Source organism: Brevibacillus sp. RS1.1 (assembly GCF_013284365.1).
Taxonomy (GTDB): Bacteria; Bacillota; Bacilli; order Brevibacillales; family Brevibacillaceae; genus Brevibacillus; species Brevibacillus brevis_D.
The window spans coordinates 696,846-711,927 of record NZ_JABSVA010000002.1; the positions used below are offsets into that span (position 1 = coordinate 696,846).

Annotated in this window: 13 protein-coding genes and 1 tRNA gene; 6 read left to right on the forward strand and 8 right to left on the reverse strand. The window is 45.7% G+C overall.

Annotation, left to right across the window (positions count from 1 at the left end; genetic code table 11):
• Positions 1–21: 21 nt before the first annotated feature.
• The 6 genes from HP570_RS08825 to HP570_RS08850 form a co-directional block, all read right to left on the reverse strand.
• Positions 22–1,227, reverse strand: a complete 1,206-nt coding sequence (locus HP570_RS08825; RefSeq protein WP_173606498.1) for an MFS transporter — start codon at positions 1,225–1,227, stop codon at positions 22–24.
• 74 nt (positions 1,228–1,301) lie between these two features.
• A complete protein-coding gene (locus tag HP570_RS08830; protein ID WP_173625492.1) occupies positions 1,302–1,853 on the reverse strand; it encodes a MarR family transcriptional regulator in 552 nt (183 codons plus the stop codon).
• 37 nt (positions 1,854–1,890) lie between these two features.
• Positions 1,891–2,580 carry a formylglycine-generating enzyme family protein gene (locus HP570_RS08835; protein WP_173625493.1) on the reverse strand — a complete coding sequence of 230 codons (690 nt, stop codon included), beginning with the start codon at positions 2,578–2,580 and terminating at the stop codon, positions 1,891–1,893.
• Between the two features lie 2 nt (positions 2,581–2,582).
• Positions 2,583–2,951, reverse strand: a complete 369-nt coding sequence (locus HP570_RS08840) for a DUF4180 domain-containing protein (protein WP_173625494.1) — start codon at positions 2,949–2,951, stop codon at positions 2,583–2,585.
• An 11-nt stretch (positions 2,952–2,962) separates the two neighbouring features.
• Positions 2,963–3,619, reverse strand: a complete 657-nt coding sequence (locus HP570_RS08845) for a TetR/AcrR family transcriptional regulator (RefSeq protein ID WP_173625495.1) — start codon at positions 3,617–3,619, stop codon at positions 2,963–2,965.
• 132 nt (positions 3,620–3,751) lie between these two features.
• Positions 3,752–4,771 carry an AraC family transcriptional regulator gene (locus tag HP570_RS08850; protein WP_173625496.1) on the reverse strand — a complete coding sequence of 340 codons (1,020 nt, stop codon included), beginning with the start codon at positions 4,769–4,771 and terminating at the stop codon, positions 3,752–3,754.
• A 142-nt stretch (positions 4,772–4,913) separates the two neighbouring features.
• Here HP570_RS08850 and HP570_RS08855 point away from each other — a divergent pair, with 142 nt between their 5' ends.
• The gene (locus HP570_RS08855; RefSeq protein ID WP_173625497.1) at positions 4,914–5,489 is read left to right on the forward strand and encodes an NAD(P)H-dependent oxidoreductase; all 576 of its coding nucleotides are present in this window, start codon (positions 4,914–4,916) and stop codon (positions 5,487–5,489) included.
• 314 nt (positions 5,490–5,803) lie between these two features.
• On the forward strand, positions 5,804–6,334 hold the full coding sequence (locus HP570_RS08860; protein ID WP_012685152.1) for an ECF transporter S component: 531 nt from the start codon (positions 5,804–5,806) through the stop codon (positions 6,332–6,334).
• Between the two features lie 147 nt (positions 6,335–6,481).
• On the opposite strand, the gene HP570_RS08865 is transcribed toward HP570_RS08860, so the two are convergent.
• Positions 6,482–7,813, reverse strand: coding sequence for an MFS transporter (locus tag HP570_RS08865; RefSeq protein WP_173625498.1), 1,332 nt, complete (start codon positions 7,811–7,813; stop codon positions 6,482–6,484).
• Between the two features lie 257 nt (positions 7,814–8,070).
• On the opposite strand from HP570_RS08865, the gene HP570_RS08870 reads away from it, so the two are divergent.
• The 4 genes from HP570_RS08870 to HP570_RS08885 all read left to right on the forward strand — a co-directional run bounded on the left by HP570_RS08870 (position 8,071) and on the right by HP570_RS08885 (position 12,317).
• Positions 8,071–9,786: a LytS/YhcK type 5TM receptor domain-containing protein gene (locus HP570_RS08870; protein ID WP_173625499.1), complete on the forward strand. Its 1,716-nt coding sequence runs from the start codon at positions 8,071–8,073 to the stop codon at positions 9,784–9,786.
• Entirely contained in the window at positions 9,758–10,501 is a 744-nt protein-coding gene (locus HP570_RS08875; RefSeq protein ID WP_173625500.1) for a LytR/AlgR family response regulator transcription factor, read from the forward strand. The genes HP570_RS08870 and HP570_RS08875 overlap by 29 nt, the downstream gene beginning before the upstream one ends.
• A 432-nt stretch (positions 10,502–10,933) precedes the next feature.
• On the forward strand, positions 10,934–12,043 hold the full coding sequence (locus HP570_RS08880) for an acyltransferase family protein (protein ID WP_173625501.1): 1,110 nt from the start codon (positions 10,934–10,936) through the stop codon (positions 12,041–12,043).
• Positions 12,044–12,241: 198 nt separating this feature from the next.
• Positions 12,242–12,317: transfer RNA gene (locus HP570_RS08885), tRNA-Ala, on the forward strand.
• 125 nt (positions 12,318–12,442) lie between these two features.
• On the opposite strand, the gene HP570_RS08890 is transcribed toward HP570_RS08885, so the two are convergent.
• Positions 12,443–15,034: an Ig-like domain-containing protein gene (locus HP570_RS08890; protein WP_173625502.1), complete on the reverse strand. Its 2,592-nt coding sequence runs from the start codon at positions 15,032–15,034 to the stop codon at positions 12,443–12,445.
• Positions 15,035–15,082: the final 48 nt, after the last annotated feature.

The following is a 15,082-nucleotide window of genomic DNA, read 5'->3' on the forward strand; positions in this document are numbered from 1 at the left end:
ACAACAAAACCTCCTCAACCACTAAGCTAGTGGCGAAGGAGGTTTTGTGCTACTACTTTCAACTGCAGAATCACTGCGAATCAGGCATGCAGCCAACAGACCAATTCCTAGTACGATTGCAAGCAGGACAAAAGTAAGTTCATAGCTTCCAACATTCATTAATCGGATGGACAATATCGGCCCAAGACTTGTTCCCGAAAACAGGATAAACGTATAAACAGAAACCGCAATTCCCCGCGATTTGCCCCCTAGCTGTCCAACAAGCGAGATCACGGAAGGAACGGATAACGCAATTCCAGCAACGAAAAGCACACTCGTACCAATCAAAAGAGCCAAGTTAGATATCATACCGAGGGAAGCCATACTGACCACTGCCAAACCTAATCCGAAGCGGAGCACGGTACGTAAGCCAAACCGTTTTGCCAGCCCGCCCGCCAGCGGAGAAATGAGCATACCCACTACACCAATCGTTCGAACAAGCAGCATCTCCTTGTTGCTAAGCCCAAAATCAGATCCCGCCAAATAACTGCTCAAGACTGTATACATATTAACGAAAGACATAAGCAATACAAGAGCGATTATGTAGCTCAAGACAATATTTTTTTGTTTGAACAAGGAGGGAATTCGCTTAATCGGCTCCCAAATATTAACGGTAGCAAGGGGACTCTCTTCTTTTGGCAGCCACCTCATCACCACAAACAGCGTCACGAAATAGATAGCAGCAAGCATATAGAATACGGCGTGCCAACTGTATTGTTGACTCATTATGGTGCTGAGCACTTGACCAATGATTCCTGCCGCCAAAAATCCCGTGCTGATAAATCCGATTGCCGTTACCCGTTTTGCCGCAGGGAACATTTCCACAGCATAGGCGAGTGCAACAGGCGAGAACGTAGCAGCGGCAGCACCTTGCAAGCCCCTGAGTACAATGATCCATACGAAATCATTTGCACTACCAAGCAACAAAGAAAAGAGAGCCAGGGCAATCATCCCGATCACAATAACGTTCTTGCGGCCATACTTTTCGGACAACGGTCCGTAAATCAGGCACCCTATGGCAAACCCAACCGAAAATGCGCTGCCTACTGCTGCAGCCTGTGTCAACGTAATACTGAAAAGATCGGCAAACAGGGTCATAAGGGGAATCGTAACGTATAAGCTCGACATGACGACGATTCCAGACCAACATAGGATTGCCGTCATGAGTGAGTAATTTCGCTGTGACATCGCACACCTCTTTTTCAAATATTTACACACATTCTAGTTAGATTATCTAATTATATTCACAAAAAAATATGATCTTATCTTCCCACCCCCAGTTTCTCTTCCATGCTGCTATTTAACTTCATCAAGATTTTTTCCAACAGCATCCGTTCTTCCTCTTCTAATTCGCTCATAATGGAGGAGCAAGCAGACCAAAAAACTGGCAGTACGCTGGTTACTAATTCTCTGCCTTCTTGCGTTATTTTGACATGAATCTTGCGACCATCCAGCGTGCTTTGCTCCCTGATGATCCAGTGCCTTTTTTCCAGCCAGTCCAGCAAAGCTGTAACAGAAGCACGCCGAATCCCCAGCCTGTCTGCAAGCGAAGAAGGGGTGATAAGTTCCCTGTCTTTATGTAACGTAAGCAACAGCAATACGTCCCATTTACACTCCGTTATGCCGAATTTCTCCAAATTCAAATCAATGACGTCTATGGCGTTATCCCCCAGCCATAGCATCAATAATCCCAAATGAGCCAATTTGCGATCCGTATTTTGCAGAGCAGTTGTTTCCATCAGATGCAAATATGGCTGAATACCAAGTTTCGGCAATTGATCGGATGTATGCTCACACTTGTTTTTTCTGCTCATAATCCACCTTGAATATAATTAGATTATCTAACTAAAATCAATATAAAGGATTTTTTTGGATTTTGCAAGCCCCTCTGGCAAGACGAAAGCCGAGATCATCAATTCGAAACGTGGGGTGACTACGCCTGCGGCACGTCGCCCCACAGCCTCTGGCCTCTTCTGCCCAACTGCCACCGCGAAAAATTCGGTAGGAGCCATAGACGTTTACATCGTAAAGGTCCCAGCACCACTCCCAAACATTTCCCAGCATGTCATAGAGCCCCCACGCATTCGGCAGCTTTTGTCCTACCGCATGTGCTGTACCCTCAGCATTCCCTTCGTACCATGCGATCTCATCCAGCTCGCCGTACCGATAACCGCCCGTCCCTGCTTTGCAAGCGTGCTGCCATTCCGCCTCTGTCGGCAGACGATAGCCATCCGCTTCCTCGTTCCAACCAACACACTCACCATCTTCACTTATCGAGTAACATTCCGTGAGACCTGCTTGCTGAGAAAGCAGATTGCAAAACGAAATCGCATCGTTCCACGAGACATTCACGACAGGAGCCTCTGGGTGGTCACTCGGTCCAGCTGCTTTTTGTACAACCGAGAAGTATAACGCATTCGTAACAGGAACCGGTGCGAGTAAAAAAGCGTTCACCTCGGTTGTCCATGTCGCCTTGATTCGATCGTCCCGTAATTCGATATGCCCTGCTGGGATGCTCACCATGTTGTACGGCCCCTCCATCTCTATTTCACCTGGCTTAACTTCTCGATCGCCTGCTCTTCGGTCGGCAAGAAAAAGATGTCGTTTCCCTTGTTCGATTCATAGATGAAGTCTTTTAGACTTTTACTTGTGTATACCGAAAAATCTCCTACAATTGCCACTTTCACCCGATAATTGATGAACTTCTGAAGGATTTCCCCAGCAAGGCGTGTTTTCAAATCGAAAAAGCTTTCGTTCAGCAATGATTTGTTGAGAACAATACGCTCACTGTCTGCTTGATAATGAACCGTTGCGATCAGGTCCAATGCGGACTGCACATCCCCTATAAGTACCTCGCTACCACTCACAATAGCAATATTTTTCCCGCCAGCTTCTACCTTTGTAATATTCATGTGTACCCTCCTCATTTTCTATTGGTCATCTGCCTCACATAATCGTCACAAATATATCGGTTGTCTTCACCGGTTGCTGGCGAAACGCTCGCCACTCGAAAGAAGCTCAAGCCAACAACCATCGCCATGAGTCCGTAGGCAGCGTTTTGTGAATCCTCTACAGACATAAGCCCGGTTTGCTTGCCGTATTCAAAAATCTTGGTGATGCCCTGCAAATCTCTCGCATAACTCTTCGCAACCACTTCTTGCAGCTTGGGGTCCAATGCGGCTTTGGAGAAGAATTGGACAAAGAGTCTTGCTTGATCTTCATGCGGGATGTACATCTCAGCGATGCCATCCAGCTGCGAAACATTGATTCGTTTTTCCTTGTCGTTCACGTATGGCGGCAAGATGTGCGCAAGCGTAACGTCCATCATTTCCTGGGCGGTCATGGTGTTCTCAATGTCAGCTTCGATTTTCAAGCCATAATAGGCCAAAAATGCCTGAAAGGCTTCACTCGTCAAATTATCCTTATTCTTAAAGTAATACGTGACGACACCCTTTGAGCAGTCCGCATACTCCGCCACCTTATCCAGCGTCATGCCATCAATCCCGTGATTGCTAATACAAGTGAGGGTCGCATTAATGACATCCGCTCGGCGCTTTGGTTCCATTCCTAATTTGGGCATGATTTTACCTCGTTTATTTATACTGTACGGTCGGAATAAAAAAAGTGTACACCGTGATTTTCCAGTTTGTCAAACTTAATAGATTCGACAACACAAAAAAAACACGCTTACGCAGCGTGTTCGATCATGCCGTTACATAGCAAGCGCTTGGCGACTGATCCGGTATTGCCCCGGTGTCAGCCCCGTCCATTTCTTGAAAGCATTTTGAAAGGCGCTTGGATCTGAAAAATGCAGCAGGTATGCAATCTCTCCAATGGAATGCTCCGCTTGGTGTAAATACCCCATCGCCATTTCTTTACGGACATTCGTGGACAATTCATGATAGGAAGTGTCCTCTGCCTTTAGTTTCGCTTGCAGGGATCTCGTACTCATATGAAAAGCAGCGGCAGTCTGCTGTAAGGTCGGAAAAGCCGCAGGCATACATCCCATCATCCATTGAAACACACGGTCCGAAAATTCCCGCCCCCTGATCAACCTCTCTCTAATTTCTTCCGCGATTGGTTCGAAAGCTTTACGCAGCCGGATATCTGAATACAGAATCGGGTATTGCAAAACTTCTTTGCCTACCAAGAGCCCATTTTCTTCTTCACCAAAGTGAGGCTCCATCCCGAACAATTTTAAATACGGAGCGATATCATCCGTAGCGTCGTGTGTGAAATGTATGGACTGTAACGGAATAGCGCGGTGACTCATACGGACGATCAAGTGGTACAAGGAGCTGACCATATCCTCCATGCAATGTCGAGACACGCTCCCAGGGCTTTGTCTATGAAACCGCAGGAAAACATCCTTCCCCCGCTCTTCCCAATCCAGCTCGTACCCACTGCAAAGGATCACGTGATATCGCTGATAAGCCTTCCATGCATCGACGATTTTTTCCGAATGCATCATGACATAGCCAAGGATGCCCAGATCGGCAATATCCGTTAACTGTCCTTGATGCAGTCCGAAATGATCATCCTGCGTGTAAATGGCAGCTTCTTTCATCAAGCGCTCGAGCTCTGCTTCATCAATCCGCGCCTCTACATCCTTTAGCAAGCTACTGTCGAAGGAAATATGATCACAAAAACGCTCAAAATCAAGCTTCTTGTGGGTAATTGTTTTCATAATCGGATACACCATCGAAATCGCAAACCCATGCGCATTTTCCAAGTACGGAACCTCCTTTGCGTGAATCCACAACATTTATGCGCCTTCGATCATTCATCTGTTCAATTCCACACGATATGCTGAATACAGTTCAGTTTACCACGATCTGTCGGTTATGGAATCAACTCTACAGGGGGATATGAAAATGAACATTCTCGTTATCATCGGACATCCAGATCCCGAGAGCTATTGCTCCGCGTTGGCGCACGCCTATATGAAAGGAGCCGCAGGCAAAGCAGCACAGATTCGCACCATTGATTTGAGCCAAATCGCTTTCGATCCAAATTTGAAGTACGGATATCGGAAAAGAACAGAGCTGGAGGATGACCTAAAAGAAGCGCAGGACCTCATCCGTTGGGCGGATCATCTGGTCATTGTCTATCCGACCTGGTGGGGCACGATGCCCGCTATCTTGAAGGGGTTTTTCGATCGCGTCCTTTTATCCGGATTCGCCTATAAATATCGGGAGGGTTCGTCACTCTGGGATAAGCTGTTAACGGGCAAAACCGCTCATGTGATTGTGACCATGGATTTTCCATCTTGGTACAACCGCTTGATCTACTGGCAAGCCGGACATCTCGTGATGAAACGCAACATTTTGAAGTTTTGCGGGATTAAGCCTGTAAAAGTTACGGAGATTAGTGGGGTGAATGCCTCGACGGAGGAAAAGCGCAAGAAGTGGCTGGAGAAAGTGAAACAGCTTGGGGAGAGGCTAGCCTAAGCGTTACGGTAAAAAAACGAATCAAACTGACAAAAAAAAACTCAAGCTGAAATAGACTTGAGTTTTTCCTATTCGCTTACTCATCGAGTTGCGTTTGCACCCTTTCCAAAAACTTGATGCGGGGCCGCCTTCCAGCAACGGATCAGCGAGTTTTCCAAATCTGTCACTGTCCTGTACCTGCTTCCTAACCCCTCTCTAGCGTATTTCTTTCGTTGGAATGATTTACCTAGGGAAATAAATCGTGCAAAGTGTATTTATTATGTAGCTGATTGTGAGTATGATAATAGTAAAAATAATAAGAAAGAGGCTATCATATGGATTCTACTTTTTCACCAAGAAAAGCAACAAAGACGAAAACCTTGGTTATTAACGCACTCTTCATCGCTTTTACGCTCGCAGCCACCATGTTTATCAATTTAAGACTCCCGATCATGGGTAACGGTGGCCTCATTCATCTCGGTAACGTGCCTCTTTTAATCGCAGCCTTTGTGTATGGCAGAAAAACAGGAGCTATCGCTGGAGCTTTTGGTATGGGCCTCTTTGACCTTATCTCCGGTTGGACAGCATGGGCACCGTTTACCTTCGTAATCGTAGGTGCAATGGGGTATGTAGCTGGCCTCATCGCCGAAAAGGTGCCTGGCAATCGGGTATTTGTGTACGCACTCGCGGTTGTCGCTGCATTGGTGATTAAGATCGTGGGCTACTACTTTGTTGAGGTTATTCTTTACGGGAACTGGATTCAGCCGTTTGGCTCTATTCCGGGGAACGTTTTGCAGGTGGTTGTAGCGGCGGTTATTGTCATCCCGCTGGTGGGACGCTTGAAGAAGATTGTAGGTCAGGGGTAAAAAGAGAAAAATCGCTCAGGAGACAAGATCTCTTGGGCGATTTTTTCAGCACTCTACCAAGTACAAAAACACGACCCATTGGATCGTGTTTTTTATTGTTAGGTGGACATAACGGGATCGAACCGCTTTCAAAATGTACGTCCACTCCTATTGATTAGAAGCATGCTTGTCCTTTTCAGTGTTTAGCTCTGCTTCGATCTGGGAGTTTTTCGACGACTCACCCATGCGCCAGTAAACGAGGAGGCTTATGGCAATACAAGCTGCTACATAGTAATAGAAGAGAGACTCGTTCCCGATGCTTTTGAACCATAGCGCAATGAACTCCGCTGTTCCTCCAAAGATCGCAACGGTCACCCCGTATGGAAATCCTACACCCAGAGCACGAATGGCGGTAGGAAACATCTCGGCTTTCACGATCGCATTGATGGACGTATAACCAGTAACAATGATAAGACCAGACAGCATCAGCAGGAAAGCAACATATGGGCTAGTGGTTTGTTCCAGGAGCATAAACATCGGTACGGTCCACAATGTTCCAAGAATACCGAAACCAATCAACAACGGGCGCCGTCCAATTCGGTCGGACAGCATACCAGCAAGCGGCTGCAAGACGACGAATACGAGCAATGCGGCAAAGTTAATCCAGCTAACTATATCTTTCGGCAATCCTACCGTAATCACCATGAATTTTTGCAAATAGGTTGTGTAGGTGTTAAAGGCAATGGTTCCCCCGAGCGTAAGACCGACGACTGCCAGCACCGCCTTCGGATGCTTCATCAGCTCTCGAAGCGTACCCGCCTTCTCCTTGTTTTTCGACTCCATTTTCGTATACTGCTCCGATTCGTCCATACTGCGACGAAGCCACAACACGGCTACTGCGCCAAATGCTCCAATGATGAACGGAATTCGCCAGCCCCAGGCCATCATGGCTTCTTCTGGGAGTATTTGCTGCAAGATAATTTGCACACCCAATGCCAACAGCTGACCACTGATCAGTGTGACGTACTGGAAGCTAGAATAGAACCCTCGGCGACCACTAGAAGCCATCTCGGACAAGTACGTGGCAGAGGTTCCGTATTCCCCGCCAAGCGAAAGACCTTGAAGCAGGCGAGCAAGAACGAGAATAATAGGCGCAAACACGCCGATCGTTTCATAGTTTGGTGTTACGGCAATCACCAGAGAACCACCCGCCATGATGGTAACAGACAGCGTCAACGCAGCACGGCGCCCATGACGGTCAGCGTATCGACCCAGGAGCAAGCTCCCGATCGGTCTCATTAAAAATCCAATAGCAAAAACAGCGGCAGTATTCAGCAACTGGCTGGTAGCGTCGCCCTTTGGAAAAAACTGAGACGAGAAATACACCGCAAAAGCTGCATAGACATACCAGTCGTACCATTCAATCAGATTCCCTAGTGAACCTTTAAAAATATTGCTTGTGATGCGCCGCGTATTTACACGATCACTCGATTGACTCATTGCTGCCCCCTCCTTATGATTGACCCGAATCCATCGTTTAACCGCTTACAAATGAAACAATGCTTTGAAAGGGTTTACATATTTACCCGGATGGATTCTCGAAGAACTGCTTTTATTCTAAGTTGTTTGTTTTGCTAGAATCTATCGAATACTCCCGAATGTGCAAAAACGGCATCCGAGCTGCCGAAAAACCCAGTTGAGTTACATTGATTTTTCGGCCAGTTCGGGCTACCCTTTTCCATAGGGAGGCGGCTGTTATGACAATCACTATGCTTCTGGGACTGCTTGAAGACATCTCTGTAATTGCAGTCATCGCCCTTATCATCGGCCAATTAGATTACTTTCGGAACATCATGTACGGGAAAAACAACTGGATGCGGATCATGATCCTCTCAACGCTGTTTGGGTTCCTGTCGGTTATCGGAACGGAGAATGGGCTACGGGTCAATGACGCACTCGCCAATACGCGCATTGTCGGTGCCGTCGCTGGCGGGTTGATTGGAGGGCCAGTCGTCGGTTTTTTGGCCGGCCTAATAGGAGGTATTCATCGCTATTCGATCGGTGGATTTACCGCATTCGCCTGTGCCATCTCGACCGTAATGAACGGCTACTTGGCCGGAATCGTCAGTACGAAAATGAATATGCTGCGTCTGAAATGGCAGCATATCGTACTGATTGGCGTTACAGCCGAGCTCATTCAAAAAGTCATGGTGCTGCTCATGGCCAAGCCTTTTTCAGCGGCACTCGAACTGGAAGTAAAAATCGCGATCCCGACCACCATTATGACCGTTGCAGGTCTGTTGCTTTTCACGCGCGTTTTCCAAAATCTCAAAATGATGCAAGACCAGTCCGGCGCACTGGGGGCAAACCTTGCCTTGTCAATTGCTAGCCAGACGTTGCCTCATCTGCGGACGGGGCTAAATGAATATTCTGCGAAAAAAACCGCTGAACTGATCCGTGAAATGGCCAAGGTGGATGCAGTCGCCATTACCGACCGTGAAAAGCTGCTCAGCGCAAAAGGCCATGAACTGGAGAATCATGTGCAGAAAGAGACGCTGTGCGCACAAGTAGCGGAGGCTGTTTTGACCCATCCAACAGGGGTATGGTGCGACAAAGATTTTGCTCTTCCGCGTCCACATCGCCTAAAATCGATCAGCGCCGCATCGTTGTATCATCAAAACCAGAAAATCGGGACGTTGCAATTCTACTATAAAACCTCTTCCTCCAAGACGTCCCAGACCAACGAGAAGTTAGTGGACGGCTTGGCCAAGCTGCTGTCGGTCCAAATTGAACTGGCGGAGATCGAGCATCAAGCGAAAATGCGGAAGCAAGCTGAAGTGAGCGCCCTGCAAGCACAAATCAACCCGCACTTTCTGTTCAACACCTTGGGGACGATAATGTCCTACTGTCGAACAGACCCTGATCAAGCGAGAAACTTAATCGGTCATTTAAGCGACATCTTCAGGCGCAATTTGAAAAGCAAGGGAAATCATCACAGCTTGCAGGAAGAAGTGGACGGAATCAAGTCGTATTTGGAAATCGAGAAGGTCAGATTTAGCAACCGTTTAAAGGTAAACATAGAGATCGACGACACCCTGCTGGAGTGCAAATTGCCTGTCCTGACTTTGCAGCCAATCGTGGAAAATGCCATTCACCATGGACTTTCTCCAAAAGTTAGCGACTGTCTGCTCACGATTCGAGTGGAACCGCACGACCATGAAGTGAAAATCAGCATTGAAGACAATGGAGTTGGAATCAGTGAAGAGCGTTTGGCCGAAATCTGGAACAGCCAATCAAAAGGCATCGGCCTTGTCAATGTCCATTCACGACTTCGATCCATTTATGGCAAAAAATATGGCCTCACGATTCAAAGCAAGCCGGGTTTGGGAACAGTCGTATCCTTTGTCGCTCCGTTATCCGCATTTGAAAAGGAAGTGCATCCAGATGCTCCTGAAAACGATCATCATCGATGACGAGCCAGCCATTTGTTCCGAATTGGAATATTTGCTGAAAAAGTATATTGATATCCAGGTGGACGCAATCTATACCAATCCACTGGAAGCATTGCCTCATATGATCAATTCCGAGCCTGATTTGCTTATGCTCGATATTCAGATGCCCGGGATGAATGGTCTTGAATTTGCCAAAACATTGAATCAAATGTCCAATCCCCCATTGATCGTTTTTTCGACTGCCTATCACGAACACGCTCTGGAGGCTTTTTCCACGCTGGCTGTGGGCTATTTGACCAAACCGATCATGGAACAGAAATTGGACGACGTGATCCAAAAAGTGCGGACACTGAGGAAGCGAGCGGCCATGAATGACCGCACCGCGACAGTTCCCCTGATGGAAGAACATGTCTGCATCCGGAAGAGCAACAAGATCATCCCGATCCCTGTAGGGCAGATTTACTTTGCGTTTGTGCGGGAGAAAGATTTATATGTGGCGACAAAAGAGGGTATCGACAAGTGTGATTTGTCTTTAAATGAGCTAGAGGAGATTTTGAATCGGTCCCGCTCTTTCTTTCGAAGTCATCGAAACTATATTTTGAACGTGAAGCATATTAAAGAAATCATTCCGTGGTTTAATAATACGTATTTGATCAAGATGAATGATGACAGTCAGACGGATATTCCTGTTAGCAGGGGGAAGATAAAAGCGTTTCGCGGTTTGATGAATCTGTAATTTTGTGAAAAGAAGAATGATGAACGGAGCGGGAGGAGAGTGTCTTTTCGCTCCGTTTTTTAGAGAAGCGCGGTATATATTACAAAAAGAAAAAACGGCATCTCTGCCGTTTCTGTAGTTACTTATATGGCGGAGCATACCGGGATCGAACCGCTGACCTCTGCACTGCCAGTGAAAATAATTCAACTCGTGAAAACAAACCAATCTTAAAAACCCTTGAATATCAAGGGTTTTTCTTGTTTGCATCCGGGCAATCCAAAGTGCAACACCCATTACAGCAATAAATTTGAAATGAAATTTTAAAAAATCTTTAGATAAAGTTTCTTTTATCTTTCGATTATTACTATATGATTTATCCCTACATATAAAAATCCCCTTCAGAACTAGTATAGGGGCATTTATCAACAGTAAAGTTTACAAGGAGAGTCATCTATGAGTAAGAGAATAAAAGAATTAGATTCTATACGAGGATTAGCGGCTATTACAGTGGTGATAGGACATTTTTGTTTAATGTTACCATCGTTGCCTGATTCTATTAAATTTTCACCGCTTAGATTTTTATGGGCTGGTGGAGAAGCTGTAATCATTTTTTATGTACTCAGTGGTTTTGTCTTATCTATGGCAATTTATCATTCAAAAACAAATTATTGGGGATATTTAATTAAGCGATTTGTAAGAATTTATATCCCTTATTATGTCTGGATATTCATTACCTTTGCTTTATTTATTTTGTTTTCGCCATATGAAGTTACGGGACTACGAGATTGGTACTATGATAAGTGGCAAGGTCCTATAACAGGATTAGATATTATCAATCACCTAGTGCTTCTCAACAACTTTTTTTCAGATAATTACAATCCGGTTATCTGGTCATTGGCTCAAGAAATGCGTATATCTATCGTGTTTCCCTTGTTATTCCTTCTTTTTTATAAACAGAGTTGGAAGAAAACGATACTGTTTGCCCTGAGCTTTTCTTTAATTAGTATTTTCCTTAATCTGTTGCATATTGGAAAAGCCGAGGGATTTTATAATGGTTATGCTGATACACTGCATTTCACATCTATGTTTATGGTCGGAATGTTACTTTTTAAGCATCAGGAAGAACTTGTCCGTTTATATAGAAATATGAAAAAATTAAAAAGAAGGCTTCTTATCACATTAGGAGTCATTCTATATTTATACTCTACTGGATTATTGCTGATTTCTCGTAGTGATGCGATGTTTCTATTAAAAGATTGGGGCGTTGTAATTGGTGTTAGTATACTTATTATAATGGCTATGAGTAATCTAAAAGTAAAAGCAATTTTAAATAAGAGTGTATTTGTATACTTAGGGGAAATTTCATATAGTATCTATTTATGTCATTTTCCAATCATGATGGTACTTTTTAAACTTTTGTATGCAAAAATTCCAATCTCTTTGCTGTTCCTCTTATGTGTTGCAACGGCAATATTGTTTTCTATCGTATCGTATCATTTTATTGAAAAGAACTGTATAAAATGGGCAAAACAAAGGACAATAAAATTCCAAAAAAAGGTGTAATATTTAATCGGTTCCTACTATATTTAGGAACCGATTAAAATGCGTCCAAGACTACTGCCATATGCATCACTCTCCCACATGCGAATACTACCAATTATATGAAAAGAATTTGTGCTGGTCAGTTGACTCCATATACTCAATAGTAAAGTTTTTATTATTGACTATCTATCCAGCATATGTTAGTATTTAAACATTCACGGGGCCATAGCTCAGCTGGGAGAGTGCTTGACTGGCAGTCAAGAGGTCAGGGGTTCGATCCCCCTTGGCTCCACCATAATATAGGACGCACAAGTCACTTGTATAAAGTGACTTTTTTTGTTTTACAAACTCGATAAAACTCAACAAAAAAAGCCAACCGATCCCACCCGGTTGGCTTTCCTCTTTTTCCCTAACACTCCACTATCTCACCGTCACCACAATCGGTGTCTTCTTCCCACCATATTGCACATAAATCGTCGCTTTACCCGATCCTGTCGCCTTGATGACTCCGTCTTTCACATCGGCTACCAACAGGCGAGTAGTGGTCCAGAGAGCTGGCTTGGAGACATTTTGCTCGGAGCCATCCATGTACGTCGCGATGGCGCTCACTTGCTTCGTTTCACCTTTGTTCATCACGAGCTGGACGACATCTGTCTTCAAGTATTTCAACGTATCGACATCGACTGGGATGGATACGCTCTTGTCGTTGTATCTCGCTGTAACCGTCGCTTTTCCGAAGGCACGTCCTGTAACGAGGCCTTTGGTTACGTCTGCTACCTTGTAGTTGCTCGTCTTCCAGTCAGCCAGATTGGTAACATCCATGGTGCGGCCATCGGAGAAGGTAGCTGTCAAGGTTACTTGTACGTTGCTGTTTGACTTCGTAGATACAAAGCGCTTGTCTGCTTCCAGCTTGCTCACGATTCCGACTTCTACCTGGATGCTGATCGATTTGCCGCCGTATTTCGCGGTGATCGTCGCACGGCCGTTTGAGAGACCTGTTACGCGGCCGTTTACCACATCCGCTACTTTCAGCGAGGACGAGGACCATTCTGCATCTTTGGTCACATTGTCCGAATTGCCAGCAGAGTTTGTTGCGCTCAGCTTGATGTCTTTTGATTCATTGACGTTCAAGATCAGCATGCGAGGATCAACAGAGAGATTCGTCGCTTGGTCTACTTCTACTGCAATTGAAACCGACTTGCCATCGAAGGTACCTGTTACGGTCGTTTTCCCTGCTCCTGTCGCTGTGATCTTCCCGTTCATTACCTCTGCAACAGCAGCAGAAGCTGTGCTCCATGTCGCTGTATCTGTTACATCCTTGTTCGTTCCATCTGCGTAAGCTGCAGTCAGCTTAACAGTTTCGGACTTGCCATTGGCGAGCACGATCTTTTTCTTGTCTACGGTCAATGTCTGCATGACGCCAACGGATACGGAAATGTTCACTGTGCGTGTTCCGTATGTAGCGGTCACGGTCGCTGAACCTGTGGACACACCCGTGATTAAGCCTTGACGCACGCTCGCTACGTTAGGTGCACTCGATGACCAAACGACTTTTTGTGTGACATCTTCAGCAGAGCCTCCACCTGGATACGCAGCCTTTACCGTCACTTGCTTCGCGCCACCCACTGGGATCGCTACTGTCGTGATATCTGCGGTCAAGTTTTGCGGTACATCTACATCGACAACCAGTGTCGCTGTTTTTCCGCCGTATTTAGCTGTTACATTCGCTGTTCCAGCCTTGTACGCGGATACGGTCTTGCCATTTGCAAATACGACATCTGCATTATCCGAAGACCACTCTACTTTTGAAGTGACATCTTCACTTGTACCGTTTGCGAAGGACGCGTTTACAATTACATCTTTCTTATCCCCGCTTTTCATCGTCAAGAAAGCAGGATTGATATACAAGGAACGGGGTACTTCTACATCTACACGTACCTGAACGGATTTGTTTCCGTATTTCGCAGTAATCACCGCTTCACCGGACTTCACCGCATGGATTTTTCCGTTGCTGTAGTAAGCAACATCCTCGCGATCCGAGGACCATTCGGCCTTATCGTTCACTACTGTGGAACCGCCATTATTGGCATAGGTTGCCTTCAGCTCGATGTCTTCTTCCTTGCCTACATTCATGAAAATGTTTTGCTTGTTGAGTTCCAATTTTTGCGTTGTATCCACATCGACTTTGATCGTCGCTGTTTTTGTTCCATACTTCGCCGTAATGGTTGCTGTGCCTGCGCCATAAGCCTTGATCGTGCCTTTAAGCGCATCGGCTACAGCGGTATTGTCGGAAGACCATTCAGCCTTGTCGGAGACGTCTTCCGTTACACTTCCATCCGGGAAAATGGCTTTGAGCTTGATTTTTTCTTCGCCGTTCAGCAAGAGTGAAACCTGGTTTTTGCTAGGCTCCAATCTGTGTGCAATCTCGACGTTTACAGAGATCGTTGTTGACTGGCTGCCGAATTTTGCTGTCACTGTACCAGATCCTGAATTTAGACCTTTGATTGCTCCATTTACTACAGTCGCAATCGCAGGATTGTCGATGGACCAATCTGCTTTAGTGGTAACGTCTTCTGTTGTCCCATCGCTGTATACTGCTGTCAGCTTTACATTTTCCGTGCTGCCAATTCTCACGTTCAACGTTTGATCTTCTGTTGTCAGTGCCTTTACCTTTTTGGTTACAGTCACACCCACTACGACAGGCTTACCCATGTAAGTAGCTGTAATGGTAGATTTCCCTACCGATTTGGCTGCTATCTGTCCGGCATAAACAGTAGCGATATTCGCGTCCTGTGTCGTCCATTCTGTCTTGACGGTGACGTCTTCCGTTTTTCCGCTCACATAAATAGCGGTAGCCGTCAGGTTAGTAGAATCTCCATTTTCCAGTGTTACCTCGTTCTTGGACAGAACGAGTCGGCTGATTTCATCGGCAGCCAATCCTACCCCTGCGTTTCCAGTCCCCACTAATAGAAAGACGGCCAGAAACAAGAGCATCGTTTTTTTCCAGAACATTGCTAGCCTCCCTCGCAAGTATGAAATTTGCTGTTCTTCGAAACCATT

What these genes read in the sequence shown, in the direction of transcription:
- HP570_RS08870 (WP_173625499.1), top strand. Translation starts at nt 8,071, where the DNA reads ATGACAATCACTATGCTTCTGGGACTGCTTGAAGACATCTCTGTAATT.
- HP570_RS08840 (WP_173625494.1), bottom strand. Translation starts at nt 2,951, where the DNA reads ATGAATATTACAAAGGTAGAAGCTGGCGGGAAAAATATTGCTATTGTG.
- HP570_RS08865 (WP_173625498.1), bottom strand. Translation starts at nt 7,813, where the DNA reads ATGAGTCAATCGAGTGATCGTGTAAATACGCGGCGCATCACAAGCAAT.
- HP570_RS08860 (WP_012685152.1), top strand. Translation starts at nt 5,804, where the DNA reads ATGGATTCTACTTTTTCACCAAGAAAAGCAACAAAGACGAAAACCTTG.
- HP570_RS08890 (WP_173625502.1), bottom strand. Translation starts at nt 15,034, where the DNA reads ATGTTCTGGAAAAAAACGATGCTCTTGTTTCTGGCCGTCTTTCTATTA.
- HP570_RS08830 (WP_173625492.1), bottom strand. Translation starts at nt 1,853, where the DNA reads ATGAGCAGAAAAAACAAGTGTGAGCATACATCCGATCAATTGCCGAAA.
- HP570_RS08880 (WP_173625501.1), top strand. Translation starts at nt 10,934, where the DNA reads ATGAGTAAGAGAATAAAAGAATTAGATTCTATACGAGGATTAGCGGCT.
- HP570_RS08845 (WP_173625495.1), bottom strand. Translation starts at nt 3,619, where the DNA reads ATGCCCAAATTAGGAATGGAACCAAAGCGCCGAGCGGATGTCATTAAT.
- HP570_RS08855 (WP_173625497.1), top strand. Translation starts at nt 4,914, where the DNA reads ATGAACATTCTCGTTATCATCGGACATCCAGATCCCGAGAGCTATTGC.
- HP570_RS08835 (WP_173625493.1), bottom strand. Translation starts at nt 2,580, where the DNA reads ATGGAGGGGCCGTACAACATGGTGAGCATCCCAGCAGGGCATATCGAA.
- HP570_RS08825 (WP_173606498.1), bottom strand. Translation starts at nt 1,227, where the DNA reads ATGTCACAGCGAAATTACTCACTCATGACGGCAATCCTATGTTGGTCT.
- HP570_RS08875 (WP_173625500.1), top strand. Translation starts at nt 9,758, where the DNA reads ATGCTCCTGAAAACGATCATCATCGATGACGAGCCAGCCATTTGTTCC.